Annotated in this window: 33 protein-coding genes and 1 tRNA gene; all 34 read left to right on the top strand. The window is 64.9% G+C overall.

The window, feature by feature from the left end; all coding sequences use genetic code 11:
- Window positions 1–5: 5 nt before the first annotated feature.
- The 34 genes from NWI01_RS00760 to NWI01_RS00895 all read left to right on the top strand — a co-directional run bounded on the left by NWI01_RS00760 (window position 6) and on the right by NWI01_RS00895 (window position 17,387).
- Window positions 6–683 (top strand): regulatory protein GemA, encoded by a 678-nt coding sequence (locus tag NWI01_RS00760; RefSeq protein WP_181410314.1) that lies wholly within the window; start codon window positions 6–8, stop codon window positions 681–683.
- Window positions 684–834: 151 nt separating this feature from the next.
- Window positions 835–1,023, top strand: coding sequence for a hypothetical protein (locus NWI01_RS00765; RefSeq protein ID WP_141381840.1), 189 nt, complete (start codon window positions 835–837; stop codon window positions 1,021–1,023).
- Window positions 1,020–1,535: a GcrA family cell cycle regulator gene (locus NWI01_RS00770; protein ID WP_141381841.1), complete on the top strand. Its 516-nt coding sequence runs from the start codon at window positions 1,020–1,022 to the stop codon at window positions 1,533–1,535. The genes NWI01_RS00765 and NWI01_RS00770 overlap by 4 nt, the downstream gene beginning before the upstream one ends.
- Window positions 1,532–1,699: a hypothetical protein gene (locus NWI01_RS19265; RefSeq protein ID WP_210242928.1), complete on the top strand. Its 168-nt coding sequence runs from the start codon at window positions 1,532–1,534 to the stop codon at window positions 1,697–1,699. The genes NWI01_RS00770 and NWI01_RS19265 overlap by 4 nt, the downstream gene beginning before the upstream one ends.
- Window positions 1,696–1,923 carry a hypothetical protein gene (locus NWI01_RS00775; RefSeq protein ID WP_141381842.1) on the top strand — a complete coding sequence of 76 codons (228 nt, stop codon included), beginning with the start codon at window positions 1,696–1,698 and terminating at the stop codon, window positions 1,921–1,923. The genes NWI01_RS19265 and NWI01_RS00775 overlap by 4 nt, the downstream gene beginning before the upstream one ends.
- Entirely contained in the window at window positions 1,920–2,318 is a 399-nt protein-coding gene (locus NWI01_RS00780; RefSeq protein ID WP_141381843.1) for a hypothetical protein, read from the top strand. Before NWI01_RS00775 ends, NWI01_RS00780 begins: the two co-directional genes overlap by 4 nt.
- A gap of 107 nt (window positions 2,319–2,425) precedes the next feature.
- Complete coding sequence (locus NWI01_RS00785; protein WP_141381844.1) at window positions 2,426–3,280, top strand: glycoside hydrolase family 108 protein; 855 nt, start codon at window positions 2,426–2,428, stop codon at window positions 3,278–3,280.
- Window positions 3,277–3,540 (top strand): hypothetical protein, encoded by a 264-nt coding sequence (locus tag NWI01_RS00790; protein WP_141381845.1) that lies wholly within the window; start codon window positions 3,277–3,279, stop codon window positions 3,538–3,540. Before NWI01_RS00785 ends, NWI01_RS00790 begins: the two co-directional genes overlap by 4 nt.
- Window positions 3,530–3,682: a hypothetical protein gene (locus tag NWI01_RS18705; RefSeq protein ID WP_181410315.1), complete on the top strand. Its 153-nt coding sequence runs from the start codon at window positions 3,530–3,532 to the stop codon at window positions 3,680–3,682. Before NWI01_RS00790 ends, NWI01_RS18705 begins: the two co-directional genes overlap by 11 nt.
- Window positions 3,679–4,062 carry a DUF2730 family protein gene (locus NWI01_RS00795; protein ID WP_181410316.1) on the top strand — a complete coding sequence of 128 codons (384 nt, stop codon included), beginning with the start codon at window positions 3,679–3,681 and terminating at the stop codon, window positions 4,060–4,062. The genes NWI01_RS18705 and NWI01_RS00795 overlap by 4 nt, the downstream gene beginning before the upstream one ends.
- Window positions 4,059–4,352, top strand: a complete 294-nt coding sequence (locus NWI01_RS00800) for a VpaChn25_0724 family phage protein (RefSeq protein WP_141381847.1) — start codon at window positions 4,059–4,061, stop codon at window positions 4,350–4,352. Before NWI01_RS00795 ends, NWI01_RS00800 begins: the two co-directional genes overlap by 4 nt.
- Window positions 4,353–4,355: 3 nt before the next feature.
- A complete protein-coding gene (locus NWI01_RS00805; RefSeq protein ID WP_141381848.1) occupies window positions 4,356–4,970 on the top strand; it encodes a DUF3486 family protein in 615 nt (204 codons plus the stop codon).
- Window positions 4,971–5,150: 180 nt separating this feature from the next.
- Window positions 5,151–5,330 (top strand): hypothetical protein, encoded by a 180-nt coding sequence (locus tag NWI01_RS00810; protein WP_141381849.1) that lies wholly within the window; start codon window positions 5,151–5,153, stop codon window positions 5,328–5,330.
- On the top strand, window positions 5,327–5,878 hold the full coding sequence (locus tag NWI01_RS00815) for a hypothetical protein (protein ID WP_181410317.1): 552 nt from the start codon (window positions 5,327–5,329) through the stop codon (window positions 5,876–5,878). Before NWI01_RS00810 ends, NWI01_RS00815 begins: the two co-directional genes overlap by 4 nt.
- Window positions 5,875–6,045, top strand: a complete 171-nt coding sequence (locus NWI01_RS18710) for a hypothetical protein (RefSeq protein WP_181410318.1) — start codon at window positions 5,875–5,877, stop codon at window positions 6,043–6,045. The genes NWI01_RS00815 and NWI01_RS18710 overlap by 4 nt, the downstream gene beginning before the upstream one ends.
- The gene (locus NWI01_RS00820) at window positions 6,042–7,676 is read left to right on the top strand and encodes a hypothetical protein (RefSeq protein ID WP_141381850.1); all 1,635 of its coding nucleotides are present in this window, start codon (window positions 6,042–6,044) and stop codon (window positions 7,674–7,676) included. The genes NWI01_RS18710 and NWI01_RS00820 overlap by 4 nt, the downstream gene beginning before the upstream one ends.
- Window positions 7,676–7,951 carry a hypothetical protein gene (locus NWI01_RS00825; protein WP_141381851.1) on the top strand — a complete coding sequence of 92 codons (276 nt, stop codon included), beginning with the start codon at window positions 7,676–7,678 and terminating at the stop codon, window positions 7,949–7,951. The genes NWI01_RS00820 and NWI01_RS00825 overlap by 1 nt, the downstream gene beginning before the upstream one ends.
- A complete protein-coding gene (locus tag NWI01_RS00830) occupies window positions 7,944–8,168 on the top strand; it encodes a ClpX C4-type zinc finger protein (RefSeq protein WP_210242929.1) in 225 nt (74 codons plus the stop codon). The genes NWI01_RS00825 and NWI01_RS00830 overlap by 8 nt, the downstream gene beginning before the upstream one ends.
- The gene (locus NWI01_RS00835) at window positions 8,158–9,720 is read left to right on the top strand and encodes a DUF935 domain-containing protein (protein ID WP_210242930.1); all 1,563 of its coding nucleotides are present in this window, start codon (window positions 8,158–8,160) and stop codon (window positions 9,718–9,720) included. The genes NWI01_RS00830 and NWI01_RS00835 overlap by 11 nt, the downstream gene beginning before the upstream one ends.
- 4 nt (window positions 9,721–9,724) lie before the next feature.
- Window positions 9,725–10,483 carry a phage head morphogenesis protein gene (locus NWI01_RS00840; protein WP_210242931.1) on the top strand — a complete coding sequence of 253 codons (759 nt, stop codon included), beginning with the start codon at window positions 9,725–9,727 and terminating at the stop codon, window positions 10,481–10,483.
- Between the two features lie 401 nt (window positions 10,484–10,884).
- Entirely contained in the window at window positions 10,885–12,081 is a 1,197-nt protein-coding gene (locus NWI01_RS00845) for a phage protease (RefSeq protein ID WP_141381854.1), read from the top strand.
- A gap of 43 nt (window positions 12,082–12,124) precedes the next feature.
- Entirely contained in the window at window positions 12,125–12,586 is a 462-nt protein-coding gene (locus tag NWI01_RS00850; RefSeq protein WP_141381855.1) for a hypothetical protein, read from the top strand.
- A gap of 43 nt (window positions 12,587–12,629) precedes the next feature.
- Window positions 12,630–13,523, top strand: coding sequence for a Mu-like prophage major head subunit gpT family protein (locus tag NWI01_RS00855; protein ID WP_141381856.1), 894 nt, complete (start codon window positions 12,630–12,632; stop codon window positions 13,521–13,523).
- A 20-nt stretch (window positions 13,524–13,543) separates the two neighbouring features.
- Window positions 13,544–13,837 carry a hypothetical protein gene (locus NWI01_RS00860; RefSeq protein ID WP_210242932.1) on the top strand — a complete coding sequence of 98 codons (294 nt, stop codon included), beginning with the start codon at window positions 13,544–13,546 and terminating at the stop codon, window positions 13,835–13,837.
- A 25-nt stretch (window positions 13,838–13,862) separates the two neighbouring features.
- Window positions 13,863–14,111 (top strand): hypothetical protein, encoded by a 249-nt coding sequence (locus NWI01_RS00865; RefSeq protein WP_141381858.1) that lies wholly within the window; start codon window positions 13,863–13,865, stop codon window positions 14,109–14,111.
- A gap of 11 nt (window positions 14,112–14,122) precedes the next feature.
- Window positions 14,123–14,200, top strand: a tRNA-Met gene (locus NWI01_RS00870).
- 126 nt (window positions 14,201–14,326) lie between these two features.
- A complete protein-coding gene (locus NWI01_RS00875; RefSeq protein WP_141381859.1) occupies window positions 14,327–14,548 on the top strand; it encodes a hypothetical protein in 222 nt (73 codons plus the stop codon).
- Window positions 14,545–14,709 (top strand): hypothetical protein, encoded by a 165-nt coding sequence (locus tag NWI01_RS18715; protein WP_181410319.1) that lies wholly within the window; start codon window positions 14,545–14,547, stop codon window positions 14,707–14,709. Before NWI01_RS00875 ends, NWI01_RS18715 begins: the two co-directional genes overlap by 4 nt.
- A complete protein-coding gene (locus tag NWI01_RS00880; RefSeq protein WP_141381860.1) occupies window positions 14,706–15,134 on the top strand; it encodes a gp436 family protein in 429 nt (142 codons plus the stop codon). The genes NWI01_RS18715 and NWI01_RS00880 overlap by 4 nt, the downstream gene beginning before the upstream one ends.
- Window positions 15,134–15,691, top strand: a complete 558-nt coding sequence (locus tag NWI01_RS00885; RefSeq protein WP_141381861.1) for a phage virion morphogenesis protein — start codon at window positions 15,134–15,136, stop codon at window positions 15,689–15,691. Before NWI01_RS00880 ends, NWI01_RS00885 begins: the two co-directional genes overlap by 1 nt.
- On the top strand, window positions 15,688–16,131 hold the full coding sequence (locus NWI01_RS00890; RefSeq protein WP_141381862.1) for a phage tail terminator protein: 444 nt from the start codon (window positions 15,688–15,690) through the stop codon (window positions 16,129–16,131). The genes NWI01_RS00885 and NWI01_RS00890 overlap by 4 nt, the downstream gene beginning before the upstream one ends.
- Window positions 16,128–16,292 (top strand): hypothetical protein, encoded by a 165-nt coding sequence (locus NWI01_RS18720; protein WP_181410320.1) that lies wholly within the window; start codon window positions 16,128–16,130, stop codon window positions 16,290–16,292. The genes NWI01_RS00890 and NWI01_RS18720 overlap by 4 nt, the downstream gene beginning before the upstream one ends.
- Complete coding sequence (locus NWI01_RS18725; protein WP_181410321.1) at window positions 16,289–16,453, top strand: hypothetical protein; 165 nt, start codon at window positions 16,289–16,291, stop codon at window positions 16,451–16,453. Before NWI01_RS18720 ends, NWI01_RS18725 begins: the two co-directional genes overlap by 4 nt.
- Complete coding sequence (locus NWI01_RS00895; RefSeq protein WP_141381863.1) at window positions 16,446–17,387, top strand: phage tail tube protein; 942 nt, start codon at window positions 16,446–16,448, stop codon at window positions 17,385–17,387. The genes NWI01_RS18725 and NWI01_RS00895 overlap by 8 nt, the downstream gene beginning before the upstream one ends.
- Window positions 17,388–17,390: the final 3 nt, after the last annotated feature.

The following is a 17,390-nucleotide window of genomic DNA, read 5'->3' on the forward strand; positions in this document are numbered from 1 at the left end:
TCCACATGAGCCTCTCTTCTCAGCCAGCCTCCACGTCGATGATCGCGACCATTCACACCCTGAAATCCCGTGTCGGCATGGATAATGACACCTATCGCGATTTTCTCGCGCGCGAGACCGGCAAGCGGTCGGCGAAAGCGTTGAGCACTCGGGAGGCCGTGCGCGTCATCGAGAAGCTGCGCGACGCGACCGGCGGCGCGGCGGCGTCCGGCGCGGTCGCCGGCCTCGACAGCCCGATCGGCGGCAAGCTCCGTGCGCTGTGGATCGCCGCCTATGATCTTGGCGTGGCCCGCGACCGCACGGACCGCGCCATGCTGTCATTTCTTCAGCGCCAGACAGGCGTGTCACACACCCGCTTCCTGCGTGACGCCCGGTCGGGGACCGCTGCGATCGAAGGCCTGAAGGCATGGCTGTCCCGCGCCGCCGGAGTCGAATGGCCGGATAGCGGCAACGTCATCGCCAGCAAGCGCGCTGTTATCGACGCTCAATGGGCGCGGCTGATCGCGCTCGGCGCGGTCAAGAAGATCGGCGGCGCGGTCGATCCGATGAACGACCTGCTCGGCTACGCGGCGCGCATCACATGGCTGCACGACTGGAACGCGATGAATGAGCGTCATTACGATGACGTTCAGAAGGCGCTCGGCGGCAAGCTGCGCGCCGCTCTGCACGGAGGTCGGCCGTGACGACAGCACGCGAGACCTGCCTGTGTTGCGAGGGGCGAGGCGTTGTCATGTCGGCCGCAGGAGAGCCGCGACCGTGCAGCCGCTGCCGGGTCGAAGATTTCAACGCGTGGTCGCGTTGTCGCGCGCCGCATGTGGGAAAGGAGCACTCGTCGTGAGCTTTATCAAACGCGATTCAAAATACGATTGGCGCAAGTATCTGACGCCTGACGAGCGCGCGCTTCTTGAGGCAGCCGACGAAGCCAAAGCGCGCTGGCAGGAACTGAACAAGTCGCGCGCGGGAATTCAAAACAGAGCAACGGCTCGCGCGATCTATAACATCCGCAGGAGGGCGCACCCATGAACCGGCCGGTCACGGACACGGAGCTCACGCGGGCACAGAAGGAATCGGGCTGGAGCGAGACCAGGGTGCGCGTTCTTACATCGCTCTGGAACGCCGGCATCAGCGCCTCCGAATGCGCCTCGCTGCTCGGCAGCGTCACGCGTAACGCCGTCATCAGCAAGGTGACGCGCGCCGGTTTGGCCGCGCCGGGCCGGGTGCATCCCAAGCCGTGCAATGGCCACGCGGCGTGCCCGCGCGAGAAGCCGGCGCGGACCTCACGCGCCCGGACTCCTGGTCCCGCGCCAAAGCGGGACGAGCCGCTGCCGCCGAAGATCGATGACTTCGCGATTCCGGCCAGCCAGCGCCGCTCCCTCGTGCAGCTCACCGCCGATTGCTGCCACTGGCCGGTCGGCGATCCGCTTGAGCCGGACTTCTTCTTCTGCGGCGCGCCGGCGCGCCAGGGCGGTCCGTATTGCTCCGGCCATCACGCTCGCGCGGTCGAGCCGCGCACCGGACGGAGGCCGATCCCGTGAGCGGTCAGGAGAAAATCGAGTCCCTGCTTAAGCAGATGAGCAAGCTCTCCTGGCCGGCGAGAGCCGCGTTGCTGGCACAGTTGACGGAACAGCATGGCGAAGGTTTCGCCGACGTTGTCCGGCGCGAGTTCGCGCGCCGCTATCCCAAGGAGGCCAGCCGATGAAATCACCCCGCGCCGATATCATCCGCGTGTCCGACCATGCGCTGCTGAGGTTCGTCGAGCGCGCCGGCGGGCTGGATATCGAGGCGCTGCGAAGCGCTCTTGAAGGCTCGCTGAAACGCGCCGTCCAGGCGGCCTCTGACATCGGCACCGGGGATCTGACGATCCAGGCCGACGGCCTGACCTACATCGTGCGCAACAACGTCATCGTGACCATCCTTCGATGACAGAGAAGCTGCCCGGCGTGCTGGCGGAGATTGCGGAGCTGATCGGCGAAGCCGGCGCTCTGGCGATCGCCGCGCGCCGCGGCGGCACCCGCGTCTACTTCCCGCAGAAGGTTCCGGCCGATCACTGGCTTGTCGCCTGCGTCGGCCTCAAGGCCGCCGCCATGGTCAGCGAGCGCTTCGGCGGCGAGACCTGTGACATCCCGCTCGTGATCGGCGGCACCTACCGGCAGTTCATCCGCGCCATAGCCGAGCGGATTCATGAGCTTGACGGGACGGGCGATTCCCATGCTCATGAGATCGCCCACCGCCTCGGCGTGACGCAGCGCACCGTGCATCGCCACCGTGCGCATCATCGCGGCGGCCACCGCGACAAGAGGCAGAAAGACCTTTTCTGACCTCGCTGCTCCGTCTCCGTGTTTCACGTGGATCGTCTGACACCTGTCAGATGGCGCTAATCGGGTAATTACGGGATTCGTGAGGCTCCGCTGCCGGAGCCTCACTGATGACCCTGTTCGAACAATCGCTCGCCGTCACCCTGAAGCACGAGGGCGGCTTCTCCCACCATCCGCGCGATCCGGGCGGCGTCACGCTCGAAGGCGTGATTCAGCGCGTCTATGACGCCTATCGCTGCCGTCACGGTCGCGATTTGCGGCCCCTGACGCCGGCGATGCGCGGGCAGCCGGACTGGATCGCGGAGCGAAACGCCATTTACAAGCAGCAATATTGGGACGCCGTTCGCGCCGACGAGCTGCCGCGCGGCGTGAGCCTCGTCGTGTTCGACGGCGCGGTGAACTCCGGGCCGTATCAGAGCGCGCTGTGGCTTCAGCGCGCGCTCGGCGTTGCGGCCGATGGCCACGTCGGCATCAACACCATCAACGCCGCGCGCCAGCACCCTGACCATGACGCGCTGATCGCCGCGATCTGCGCGCGGCGGTTGGGCATGCTGCAGAACTTGAAAACGTGGTCCACCTTCGGCAAGGGCTGGAGCGCGCGTGTCGCCAGCGTCAAGGCGATCGGCCAGGCCTGGGCGAGCGGTTCGGTCGGCCCGGCGCCGGTCGAAGCCTTCGGCGTCGCCAAGGCGTATGCCAGCGACGTGATGCAGCCGGCGATCGACGCTGATACCTCGACCAGGAGCGCTGTCGGCGGTGGCGCGCTCGCCGGGCTTATCCAGGGCGCGCAGGCGCAGTTGCAGCCCTTCCTCGGCACCGCCGACTGGCTCACCAACATCTATCTCGGTCTCACCATCGCCGGAATCGTCGTCGCGGTCGGTGGCGTCGGCTATTCGATCTATGCCGCGCACAAGTCCCGCGTCGCGCGACGCGCGATCGAGGGTGACGTGCTCGGGGTGCCGGCATGATCGGCGCGGTGATCACATGGCTCGCCACCTCGAAGGTCGGCCGCGCGCTCGCGGCCGGGTTGGGCATCGCGGCCGCGATCGGCCTTGCGTTCGCGAAAGTGTTTTCGGCCGGCAAGGCCGTCCAGCAAGCCAAACAGCAACGCCAGTCACTCGATAACCTGCGGGAGCGCGCGAAAAAGAATGATGAGGTTCGGACCCTTAATGGTGATGATCTGCGCGAGCGTCTTGGTCGCTGGGTGCCAGACAACGATGAACGGTAGCGCCTGCGACGGCTGGGAGCCGATCCGGATGCGGGCCAGCACCGTTGATGAGATCGCGCGCAACGACCTGACGGCCGCCGCCAGCATCCTCGCCCACAACGAGCACGGCGAGCAACTTGGATGCTGGAAGGCGCGCCCGTGAGTGCGTTGAGCATCGAATTCGGCGCGCTGGCGTCGTGGCTCAGCGTCATCACGTCAATGGGGACACTGATATTTGTGGTCATCACACATCGATCCGGCCGCAACGAGACGCGCATCGCCGAGGTTGAGGGCAAGGTGGAGACCAAGGCCAGCAAGGATCATGTCTCCAATCTGGCCGCGAAGATCGACGTCGCCGAGGACAAGATCACGCGCATGCAGAGCCATATCGAGCACATGCCGGATAAGGACACGACGCACCGGCTGGAGCTGGCGATCGGCGAGCTACGCACCGAGATGCGCGGGATCTCGGAAAAGGTCAAACCGATCTCGGCCATGGCCGATCGGATTCAGGAAGTGCTTTTGGAAAAGGTTGCCCGATGACTGATATCATTCGCGAAGAAGCGCGCCTCATCATTCTGAAAGAGCTTCATTCGGAGGACAACGGTGCGGCCAGCGATTCGCGGCTTGGCTCCGTGCTCGATATGGCTGCCATCAACAAATCTCGCGATTGGTTGCGGGAGGAATTGCGCTGGCTCGCCGACGTCGGCGCGGTGAAGCTATCGAGCTTCGGCTCGTGCGTCATCGCGGAACTGACGGCGAAGGGTGCGGAGCACGTCGAGCGTCGTCTCATAATCCCAGGCATTCGACGGCCGTCGCGGCCGAGGGACTGATCCATGGCGCGACATGGGCGGGCGAAGCGCGGGCGGCTGTCGGCGATCGACACGCTTCCTGATTGGGCTGATGAGGCCAAGCTGTGGGCATTCGAGCAACTCAAGGAGCGCAAGCTCTCGCAGCTTGAAATCCTCGACGGCTTCAACGCGCGCTTGAAGGCGGCTTCATTGAGCCATGACGCGGCGGCCGAGCCGCCCGTGATCTCGCGCTCCGCTTTCAATCGCACCGCGTTGCGCATCGCCATTCTGTCCCGCCGCTTAGAAGAAACCCGCGAGATCGCCCGCGTCATCGCGCCGAAGCTGGAACAGTCCGGCGACGACAACCTGACGCTGATGGTTGCCGAGACGCTCAAGACGCTGATCAGCGAAATGCTCGGCAACGCCGGCGATCTGTCGCCGGATGGCGACACCGCCGAAATGCTGATGATGACCTCGCGCGCGCTCAAGCACGCCGTGGAATCGCAGAACCTCAGTCACGCGGGCCGCCGCAAGATCGAGGAAGAACTGCACGCCAAGGCCAGGGCCGCCGTCAACCAGGTCGCCAAGGTCAAGGGCATTTCGCAGGAAACCGCCGACGCGATCGTGTCGCAGATTCTCGGCATCGAGAAGAAGGGATGATGGTGCAGCATGTCGTCGTCTCCCGATCGCATTCCATGTCTCAACCCTCACTGCCGGCGTACGGCCGCGCGTAGCTCTGCCGACGATGCGGACGCAAAGATCGTGTGCGGAAAGTGCTGGCGGTTGCTGCCCGCAGAGATTCGCGCTGACTGGAAAAAATTCACGGCGCATGAGCGAAGGATGCGCCGCCGCGTCGAGCGTCGGATTGCGAAAGGGTCGATCCGACGCGAAACGGTCGAGCAGGTCGGCAGGCTGCTGTGCGCGCGTCATGATCGCATCTGGCAGCGGATCGAAAGCTACTTCACCGTCCAGGCACAGCCGGTCGGCCTTGAGGGATTCTTGCAGGAGGTCGGGCTTTGATCGATCTTCCCGACATCGCCCTGTCGGTTCGCCAGCCCTGGGCTTGGGCGATCTTTCATGGAAAGGACTGTGAGAATCGTGGTCCGCTGATGTTGCGGCATCTGCCGAAACCGATCGAGCGGCGCATCGCGATCCATGCCGCAAAAGGCATGACGCGCGACGAATACGAAGGCGCGGCCGAGTTCATGGCGAAGATCGGCGTCACGTGCCCGCCGGCTCATGAGCTGCAGCGCGGCGGCATCATCGGCAGTGTCGATGTCACGAGCGTCACGAAGCCGAGCCAGCCGCCGCAGAGCCGGTGGTATTTCGGCCCGCGCGCCTTGATGCTGGCGAAAGCCATACCTTGCGGCTTCATCCCGGCCGTCGGCGCGCTCGGATATTTCAGGTGGGAGCGAGCCGACCCTTCGATCGTGCCACCGCCCGCGCGATGGATGCTGCCCGCTGGCCAGAAATCCAGAAAGCCAGATTTCGTTACTGATGGGCGTCAACTTGATCTTGTCGAGCTTGTGCAGGACGGGCTCTCGCTGATCGATGCGAGGACGGCATGACGTGGGTCAACATCGTCGCCGCGATCCTCGGCCCGATCGGATTCATCGCGCTCGCGCGCGCATGGCTCGGCATGGCCTTTAACGGCCAGCGCGATGAATGGGCCGGGATCTGTGCGGTAGTCGCCATCGTCAGCTTCGGCATGCTCTGGCTGGCGGGGGTGAAATGATCGACGCCGCGCCGCGCCAGATCACGGAAGCCGAATGGATCGAGGCTCGCCGCGCCGGCCTCGATGTCGGCATGCAGCTCGCGCAATCGGCCAGCGGCATCGACGGCGTGCTGCTCGGCCATCAGAAGCGGCTGCTGACCGCGACCCATATTTACCGCGTGGTGCTCTGCGTAAAGTCGCGGCGTATCGGGGCAACGTGGGGCATCGGCTCCGACGCCGTTCTGACGTCGTCGAAGGCGCGCACGGCCCGCGGCATGGATACCTTCTACATCGGCTACAACCTCGACATGGCGCGCGAGTTCATCGACGTGTGCGGCATGTGGGCACGGGCGTTCAACGCCGCCGTGTCGGCCACCGAAGAATTCATGTTCGATGACGGCAACCCGGATAAAGGCATCCAGGCGTTCCGCATCCAGTTTGCGTCCGGTTTCGAGATCATCGCGCTGGCGTCGCGACCGCGCTCGCTGCGCGGCCGGCAGGGCTTCGTCATCATTGATGAGGCGGCGTTCCACGACGATCTCGCTGGCGTCATGAAGGCGGCGCTGGCGCTGCTGATCTGGGGCGGCCGGGTTCTGGTGATCTCGACGCACTTTGGAGCCGACAACTACTTCAACAAATTGATCGAGGACGCACACGGCAAGCGCAACAGCTATCACGTCCTGAGTTGCGACTTCGACGAAGCGCTTCACGACGGCCTCTATCAGCGCGTCTGTCTGCGCACCGGCGAGACCTGGTCGCCGGAGGCCGAGGCCGCGTGGCGTGCCGGCGTCATCAACGACTACGGCGACGACGCCGACGAAGAGCTGTTTTGCATCCCCTCAAAAGGCGGTGGCGCATACTTCCCGCGCCCGCTTGTCGAGGCGCGGATGAACGGCGATCTGCCGGTGTTCCGCCTGGAGCGGCCGGACAGCTTCACCTTCCTGCCGAAAGAAGCGCGGAAAAGCGACATCCTCGCATGGTGTGAACAGCACCTTGAACCGGCCTTGAAGGCGCTCGATCCCGACCGGCAACATGGGTTTGGGCAGGACTTCGGCCGCAAGTCGGACCTGTCGGTGATCGCGCCGATCGAGATCGGCAAGACGTTGCGGCGGACGGTGCCGTTCCTGGTCGAGATGCTGAACATTCCGTTCGAACAGCAGCGTCAGGTTCTGTTCTACATTTGCGATCGGCTGCCGCGCTTCACCGGCGGCAAGATGGACGCTACCGGCAACGGCGCGTATCTCGCCGAGGTCGCCGCGCAGAAATACGGCGTGCTCCGCGTCGAGCAGGTGAAGATGTCGGCGGACTGGTACCTGGAAAACTTCCCGCCGCTCAAGACCGCCTTCGAGGATAGCTGGATCACGCTGCCGGCCGGCGCCGACCAACTCGACGACTTCGCCATCGTCACCAAGCTGCGCGGCGTGCCGCGCATCCCCGACGTGCGCACCACTGACAAAGACGGCAAGAAGCGCCACGGCGATGTCGCGGTGGCCGTGGTGCTGGCCTACGCGCACACGCGCGGCACACTCGTTGAGTTCGATTACCGTGCGGCTTCGACCGATCGCGCCGGCACGGACGCCGGGTTGGCGGACGATGTTGACGACGGCTTGCGCGATTGGTGGAAGCCGCCGCTCGGCGCGGGGATACGGTAATGGCGATGCCGTATCCGATCCAGAACAGGTTCGGCGAAACCGTTGAGCCGACCGGCCATATCCGCGAGCGCATCGCAGCATCGATCTATGCGTCAAAGCCTTCGCAATATGAAGTGCAGATGCACTACGATGTGCGACTGCGCGACCCTGTCGGGTGGTACCTTTTTAATCTCGATCAGGGGCACCGGAAGTTCGCCGAAGAATGGGCCGACTATCTCTTGGTGGCGCTCGACAATCTCGGCCTGCAACTCACCGAAAGAGATGATCATGGCTGAGCCCGATCCGGTCTATTGCTCATTTTGCGGCAAATCGAATCGGGAAACCGACGTGATGCTCGCCGGTCCGGTTCGAACTTTCATTTGCGCCGAATGCATTCGGGACGCGTCAATGCAGGTCGAGCAGAAGCGCCGTGACGATGTGTATATGCGCGACGTCGTGCGCTGCGCTTTCTGCCGGCCGGTGCCGATCGAAGGAGAATCCCGTGCCCGATAAACCCGTGCTGTACGGTCCCGATGGTCAGCCGATCCGGCGCGAGACGCTCACGGCGGAAGTCGCCGGTCCGGCGCTCGGCAGCGTGCGCACGCCGATCACTGGCTATCCGGCCGACGGTCTCAACCCGCGCCGGCTCGCCACCATGCTGCGGCAGGCCGACCAGGGCGACCCGCTCGATTACCTTGAGCTGGCCGAGCAGATCGAGGAGCGCGACATGCATTATGTCGGCGTGCTCGGCACCCGCAAGCGATCGGTCTCGCAGCTTGAAATTTTCGTGGATGCAGCCAGCGACGATCCGCTCCACGTCGAGCAGGCCGACCGCATCCGCGCGTGGCTCAACCGCGATGAATTGCAGGATGAACTGTTCGACGTGCTCGACGCGGTCGGCAAAGGCTTCAGCCAGACCGAGATCATCTGGGACACATCGACCGGCCAGTGGCAGCCGGCGCGGCTCGAATATCGCGATCCGCGCTGGTTCACGTTCGACCGCCGCGACGGCCGGACGCCGTTGCTGCGCACCAATAGCGGCAACGTGCCGTTGACGCCCTTCAAGTTCATCTCGGCGACGCTGCGCGCGAAGTCCGGCCTGCCGATCCGCTCCGGCATCGCGCGGCTGGCGACGTGGTTCTGGATGTTCAAGGCTTTCTCCCAGCGCGACTGGGCGATCTTTGTGCAGACGTTCGGACAACCGGTCCGCGTCGGCAAGTATCCGGCGGGCTCCGGCCAGGACGACAAGGACACGCTGTTCCGCGCAGTCGCCAACATCGCCGGCGACTGCGCCGCGATCGTGCCGGAATCGATGATGATCGAGTTCATCCAGGCGCCCAACATCGGCGCCAGCCATGTGCTTTATAAAGAGCGCTGCGACTGGCTCGATCAGCAGATGTCCAAGGCGGTGCTCGGCCAGACCGCGACCACCGACGCGATCGCCGGCGGCCACGCGGTCGGCCAGGAGCACCGGCAGGTGCAGAAGGATATCGAGCGCGCCGACGCCAAGGCGCTCTCCGCGATTCTGAACCGGGATCTGGTGCGGCCGTGGATCAAGCTCGAATACGGCAACCAGTCGGCCTATCCGCGGCTGCGGATCGGGAAGGATGACGAGACCGATCTGACTCAGCTCGCCAACAACGTGCGCGCGCTGGTTCCGCTCGGGCTCAAGGTCAGCAAGAGCTGGATGAACGACAAGCTTGGAATACCCGACCCGGATGCCGGCGAGGAACTATTGACGCCCCCCACATCATCGTCGCCGTTCGACATGTTCGGCGGAGGCGGTTTCGGCGCGCCGCCCGCGCTCAACGCGTCGCGGGCGAGTGAAACCGCCGACAACATCGCCGCCTTGCGGCGGCGGGCCGAACGGCTCTGCGGTCCCGGCATCGACGGCATGATCGATGAGGTGCGCGGCCTTGTCACACGATGTCACACGCTGGATGAGCTGCGCGCCGAGCTCGCGGCGCTGAAGCCCGGCATGGCCGAGTCCAACTTCGCAGGGCTTTTGCAGATGGCGCGCGTCGTCGCCAATCTCGCCGGCCGCGCCGACCTTCTCGATGCGTAGACCTGTGCGCAGGCCAATGCATTGGCCCTATCGCGCCTGCGCGTGCGGTTGCGTCCCTCCCGCCTTGCAGGCGGGCGTCGAACCCTTCGACGTAGACTTCGTCGAGGCTATCGACTTTCTGAAAAAGAAGGTCGACATGCCGACCGCGATGTGGACCGACTTGTGGCAGCAGGAGCATTCGGCCGCCTTCACGGTCGCCGGCGCCACCACGAAGGCGCTGGTGCGCGACTTCCACGACGCCGTCAACAAGGCGATCGCCAGCGGCGAGACGCTGGAGACCTTTCGCAAAGACTTCGACCGCATCGTCGCCGACCACGGCTGGGATTATAACGGCGGTCGCAACTGGCGATCGCGCATCATCTTCGACACCAACATGTCGACAGCCTATGCCGCCGGCCGCTGGCAGCAGATCCAGGAGGTGAAGGCTGAACGGCCTTATCTGCGCTACGTCCACCTTGAAGGTCAGGAGAATCCGCGACCGGAACACCAGTCATGGCACAACCTGGTGCTGCCGGTTGATGATCCCTGGTGGCAGACGCATTACCCGCCTAACGGCTGGAACTGCCACTGCACGGTGCAGAGCCTCAACGCCCGCGATCTCGACCGCTACGGCTTCAGCGTCGCGGCGAAAGCGCCGGAGACCAGGATGGTCGAGAAGGTCATCATGACCTCGGGCGGGCCGCGAGTGGTCACCGCGCCGGAAGGCATTGATCCCGGCTTCTCTTACCGGCCGGGCGAAATGCCGGCACTCCTGGATGATTGAAGCGGGGATGAGGCCCGCTTCAAGGTGGGGTCAACCCCATCTCCGGGCCTGGTCGACCCGCGAAAATCCCGAAATTGGAAATCCGGCCCCGTGATGCCCCTGACACCCCTGGCCGCTGGTTGTGGGCCGGGATTTTATTGAAGATTAAATTGAAGCACCTGTGGCGAATTGGCGGGGGTTCCGGCCCGGTCTCAGGGGCCGGTTTCCGGCTCCGACCAGAAAACGCCCCAAAACGTGCTTGAGCCAGCGGGATTCGCGGCGTCACCCCTGACACACCTTGCCATCCCGCCATCGTCATGCGGTAGTGCGACCATCCCCGACGCAGAATCACCGCTCCCCCGGCCTTTTCGGCTGACACCTGTCAGCTTATCAGCCGTCGCCGCCATGGGCAGTGTGCGGCCATGTCAGGCCGCAACACCCAAAAAGCTCTCAACGTCGCCATCGGCGTCGGCGCGCCCATCGCGCTGAACGCGGAAGGCGGCGCGCCGGAATGGATCATGATGATCCCGGCCGGCGACGGCGTGATCCGCACCGTCGACGGCCGCGGCCCATACCGCTTGAACGATCCTTCAAGGCTCGCTGAAGCCAGCCTGCAGGCGGCCGGCGGGCGCCTGCCGATCGACGAAAACCATTCCATCGATCTCGCCGCGCCGGAAGGCCGGCCTTCGCCGGCGCGCGGCTGGGCGACCGCGCTGCAGGCCCGTCAGGACGGCCTCTATGCGCGCGTCGAGTGGAACGAGTCTGGCAAGACGCTGTTCGCCGACCGTTCGTATCGGTTCATTTCGCCGGTCTTCACCCACACCAGTGGCGGCGAGATCACGCGCCTGTTGCGCGGCTCGCTCACCAACACCCCGAACCTGCGCGGGATGGCCGCGCTTCATGCCGAGGATTCGACGATGGATTTCATTGCTCAATTGCGCACGTTGCTCGGGCTGGCCGACGACGCTGATGAGGCGGCCGTTATCGCCAAGATCACGTCGCTGGTGCAGCCGGCCGGCCCCGCCCTGAATGCGACCGAGGCCGGGGCGCTGCTGGCGCAGCTCCGCACGCTGCTCGGCCTTGCCGAGGATGCCGGCGTCGACGCCGTGATAGCCAGGATCAAGGAAGCGACGGCCGAGAAAGCGGAGGATGCGCCGGCGCTGGCGTCGATCGCGCGCATCGTCGGTCTTCAGTCGAACGCCACGGCGACCGCGATTCAATCCGCCGTCACCGCGCTCAAGTCCGGCGGCGGCACCGCGCTCGCCGCGCTGCAGAGCGAGTTGAACGACGTCACCAAGCGCTTGAACGCGCTCACCGAGGTGACGTCGCGCGAGAAGGCGGAAGCCTTCGTCGACGGCGCGATCAAGTCCGGCCATGTCGGCGTCAAGCCGCTGCGCGATCACTACGTCTCGATGCACATGATTGATCCGGCGCGCGTTGAAAGGGAAATCAACGCCATGCCGACGCTCGGCCCGTCCGGCGCGTTCCTGACGCCACCGCCGCCTTCGAAGGACGGCAAGGTCGCGCTCAACTCTGCGCAGCTTGCGACGGCCAAGATGCTCGGCATCAAGCCGGACGACTACGCCAAGACGCTCGCCAGTGAGACGGTCGAAGGTTGATCCCTTCAAAGGCTGATCCCTCCATCTGACCCGGAGATTTTTGATGACTGCCCTGACTTCCGATCGCAACACGCCGCGCGCCGCGGGCAGCATCCTGTCGCTGCCGATGGCCGCCGTGCTGATCTACGCCGGCGCCATCGTGTGCCGCAACGCCACCGGCTACGCCACAAAGGGCGCGGTCTCCACCACGCTGGTCGGTGTCGGCCGCGCCAACGAGCGGGTCGATAATTCCGGCGGTGTGGCCGGCGACCGGCGCATCAACGTCGAGCCCGGCGTCTTCCGCTTCGCCAACTCCGCCGACACCGACGCGATCGCGATCGCTGATATCGGTAAGCCCTGTTACGTCGTCGACGATCAGACGGTGGCGAAAACCAGCGGCACCAACACGCGCTCGATCGCGGGCTTCATCGTCGATGTCGATGCCCAGGGCGTGTGGGTCGAATTCAACGAAGCGCGCGTGCGCAGCCACATCGCCGGCATAACGCTGCCGGAAGGCGGCGGCTAACGCTCGCCCTCGCGATTTTCAACCTCATCAAGGATCGATCTCAATGCTCGTCAACGCCGCCAACCTCGACAGCCTTCGCGTCGGCTTCAAGACCTCGTTTCAGAAAGGTCTCGGCATCGCGCCATCGCAGTACACTCGCATCGCCACCGTCGTGCCGTCGTCTTCGAAGGAAGAAAAATACGGCTGGCTCGGCAAGGTGCCGAAGGTGCGCGAATGGTTAGGCCCGCGCGCGGTGCAGAACCTCCAGCAACACGATTACGCGATCAAGAACAAGTCGTTCGAACTAACGATCGGCGTCGATCGTGACGACATCGAGGATGACAACCTTGGTATCTACGCGCCGATGTTCGAAGAAATGGGGCGCTCGACCGCCGCGCATCCCGACGACATGTGCTTCTCGCTGCTCAAGAGCGGCTGGTCGACGTTGTGTTACGATGGCCAGAACTATTTCGACACCGATCATCCGGTGCTCGACAAGGATGGCAACCCGCAGTCGGTGGCCAACACCGACAACGGGTCCGGCTCGCCCTGGTTCCTGATCGACGATCATCGTGCGTTGAAGCCGATCATCTTTCAGGTCCGAAAGGAATTCCAGTTCGTGGCGAAGGACGCGCCAACCGACGATCGCGTGTTCCACAACAAGGAATTCGTCTACGGCTCCGACGGCCGCAACAATGCGGGCTTCGGCTTCTGGCAGTTCTGCTGGGGCTCAAAGCAAGCTCTCAATGCCGACAACTACAAGGCGGCGCGCGCGGCGCTCTCCGGCATGAAAGGCGATTACGAGCAGCCGCTCGGTCTCACGCCGAACCTGCTTGTCGTCGCCCCTGGCAACGAGGGCGCGGCTCGCAAGCTGCTCAACAACGAGTTCGCCGCCGGCGGCGAGACCAACGAGTGGAAAGGCACCGCCGAGCTGCTCGTCGTTTCGTGGCTGGCCTGATGGCTTCGCGGGCAAAAAAGATGCCGGCCAGGGAAACGCTGGCGAAAGAGGTTGAGGCCGACGCGGAGGAAGCCGTCGCCACGACCATCGTTGAACCTGTGGCCGATGACGAAGTCGCTGTCACCGTGCGCGGCAAGACGGTGGGCTTCCTCGTGGTCAGAACTGTTCGCCGCGGCACATCGCGCCGCCGCGCCGGCCGCGCCTTCACCGACGCGGAAGTCACGATACCGCTCACCGATCTCAGCCCGGCCGAGATCGTCGCCATCACCGGCGACAACCTGCTCACCGCGACCTTCGTCGACAAGGTCGACTGATCATCCACGAAAGGACGTTCGTCTCATGTCGTTCAGTTTCCACTTCATAGCTCGCTCTCGCCCCCATGCCCTGAAGAAGCTCGACCGCATCACGCACGTGCCGGAGGCGGTGCGCAGCTTCGTCATTCTCGCAATTAACGCGATGCCCGACGTCGACGACGCCCGCGTGATCGAGGTTCGCGCCAGTGGCCAGCTGAAGCCCGCCGACGCGACTTATAGCGCGGACAGCGCGAGTGCCTTGATCGAGGTGCGGTCGATCGCGGCGACTGACTAGCAACGATTGCCTGCGGGGTGGCGCAGCCCGGTTAGCGCGTGTGGCTCATAACCACGAGGTCGGCGGTTCGAATCCGTCCCCCGCACCCATTTTGAGATTCGTTCGCCGAATCCGATTTTCACACGGGATCGGACCCTGACAAACGGCGGGCGGATGCTGCCGCGGCGGGAGACGACGCCGCGGCAGCCACCTTCAACCGAACGGAGCCGCCAGCGATGATCAAGATCGACGAAGATAGCTACAGCGAGGGCCGTGCTGCTTTCGCGGCGGGCGCCTCGCTGCGCTCCATAGCCGAGCAATGCCTGGCTGTCATGGAGAAGCCCGGCGCGCCCGGTCCGGATAACATCAAGGTCTTTAGCGGCGCACTCGGCTTCGCCGATGCACTGCTCGATCAAATTCGCAATCCTCTTGTGGCCGTCAGGGACATGCGTCCGTGACGCGCAAACCAGTCGATCCACGCACGGGCTGGCCGCGTGAGGTCGTCGTCGATCATGGCGACGGCACGGTGTCGTTGCTGGCCAACGTCGACGATCTCGCGGGCGGGATTATCCGAGTGCGTCGCGTCGACGACGTTTTTCGGGAGCTTGCTGCGTCATGACCTACACTTCGCAAGCCGACCTGGTCGAGCGTTTCGGCGCGCGGATGCTGCTCGATCTCACCGACCGCGCGACTCCGCCGGCCGGTGAGATCGACGCCGGCGTGGTGACGCGGGCGCTCGAGGACACCGACGCCGCGATCAACGGCTTCCTGCTCGGCCGTTACCGGCTGCCGCTGCCGTCGACGCCGCCGATGCTGCGCGACATCGCCCAGGCCGTCGCGATCTACAAAATGCACCGTGACGTGGTCTCCGAGAAAATCCGGCTCGACTACCTCGACGCCATGAAGCTGCTCGGCCAGATCGGAACCGGCGCGGTGCGGCTCGATATCGCCGGCGTCGAGCCCGCGTCGTCAGGCGCGAGCGGCGTCCAGACCATCGACCGCGAGCGCGAGCTGACGCCGGAAAGCCTGAAAGGCTTCATTTGATGGCGGGCGCTCGGATCACAGTCGACCTGTCAGGTCATGAGGAAGCGCTCGCGGAGCTCGCCGGCTATACCCGCCGCGCCAGCGACAAGCGCGGCCTTTTCGCCAACATCGGCATGTCGCTGGTGACGTCGACGCAAATGCGCTTCGAGCGCGGCGTCGGCCCGGACGGCTCGCCCTGGCCGCCGTCGATCCGGGCGCTCGCTACCGGCGGAAAGACCCTGGTTGAGACCGCGCGGCTGATGCGCTCCATCACCTATGTCGCAGCGATCAATGGCCTGGAGGTCGGCACCAACGCCATCTACGCCGCCATCCATCAGTTCGGCGGCGTTATTCAGCAGGCGGCGCGCACCGCCGTGCTGCATTTCAAGGTCAATAAAAAGACCGGTCGATCGCGTTTCGCGAAACCCTCGAAGGCGGACCGCGCCCGGAAAGCCAAAATCGGCGCCCGCGCCATCCGCATGCCGGCGCGGCCGTTCATTGGCCTGGATGACGACGACAGCCGCGAGATCATCCAGATCGCCGAGGAATGGATCGCCGGTGCGGGAGCGCAGCCATGACAACGCTGGTCGAGCAGGTTGTCGACCGGATCGACACCGAGGTCGCCGATCTCAAGGGGCGCGTGGAGTTCGTCGCCGATCTCGCGGCCCTGGTCGAGGCCGGCGCGATGCCGCAGAACGAAGTCGCGGCCTATGTCGTCGATCTCGGCTTCGATGACCGTGGCGGCGAATCCGCCGCCGGCCTGCACACGCAGATCATCGACAGCGCCATCGGCGTCATCCTGTGTATCCGCTCTCACGGCGACGCCAGCGCCAAGCGCGCGGTGCCGACCGTCGACGCGCTCAAGGACCAGGTCGTCGGCGTCGTGGCCGGCTGGGCGCCCGATGACGCGGTTGACGTTTTCAACGTCACGCGCGGCCGGCTGGTGTCTGTCACCGCCGGGCTTGTGATTTACCAGATCGATTTCCGGCTCGCCGACCAGTTGAGGATCGCAACATGATGCCTGACGATCAGCCCGATGTAACGACCAGGGTGATCTGCCGCGCGATCGCCGTGCTCGTATTCCTGTTCGCGCTGAGCAGCTTCTTACAGTTGGTCGATTCGATCGCCGCTCGGTCGCAGGTACAGCGCGAGCTGCCCGCCGGGAACAACTATCCATGATCGAGCAACCGCAGCGCGGCGGCAGCTATCGCCGCGAGAAGGACGGCTCGCTGACGCGGATCGATCGGGAGACCGGCCTTCCGATGGAGCCGGTCTCGCGCCCGGCCAGTGAGGCGCGCGCATCCAGGCCGCCGAAGCGCAAGGAGAAGAACCATGGCTGACTCCATCAAGTGGCGGCATCAGTTGCTGCTCGCCAAGATCGAGGCGAGCTACGCCACCGACCCGACCCTGACCGGCTCCAACAACGCGATCTTGGCAAAGAACATCGAGTTGCGGCCGATGGAAGGCGAGGACGTTTCGCGCGATCTGTTGCAGGCGTTCCTCTCGGCCCAGGCCACGGTCCCGGCCGGGCTGCATGTCGTGATCTCGTTCGACACCGAACTCGCCGGCTCCGGCGCCGCCGGCACCGCGCCGGCCTGGGGCGTGCTGGCGATCGGCTGCGGTTGCGCGGAGACGATCTCGGAAGACACGTCGGTGACCTATTCACCGGTCAGCGATGATGAGGAAAGCCTGTACTTCAAATACTGGCTTGGCGGGATCTGCCACGCGTTCGCCGGCGCGCGCGGCACCGGCGTGCTCACCATCAGCGCCCAGGGCATTCCGACGATCAGGTGGACCTTCACCGGCCTGTTTATCGACCCGGCCGACGTCACCCGCGCCACCGGCACATTCACCGCGTATCAGAAGCCGCTGATCGCCAGCAAGGCGCATACGCCGCAGTTCAAGATCAACGACGTCGCGCTGACGATGCGCAGCTTCGCGTTCAACCTCGGCTGTCAGGTTGAAAGACGACTGCTTGTACCCGACGAGAAGATCGTGATCGTCGACCGGGCCGAGTCGATCGACGCCACGGTCGAGGTCACCGCGCTCGCCACCTTCAACCCTTTCTCTCTCGCCAAGGCGCAGACCCGCGTGCCGGTGACGATCACGCACGGGATTACGGCCGGCAACATCGTCACCGTCAACGCACCGACGTCGCAGGTCCGGCGGCCCGATCCCGCGACCAACTCGCAGGGGGTCGCCGAGCGCGTGATCCGTCTCACTCCGCTGTCGACCGATAGCGGCAACGACCAGTTCTCCATCGTCCTGACCTGACCT

The organism is Nitrobacter winogradskyi (assembly GCF_006539545.1).
Classification (GTDB): Bacteria; Pseudomonadota; Alphaproteobacteria; order Rhizobiales; family Xanthobacteraceae; genus Nitrobacter; species Nitrobacter winogradskyi_A.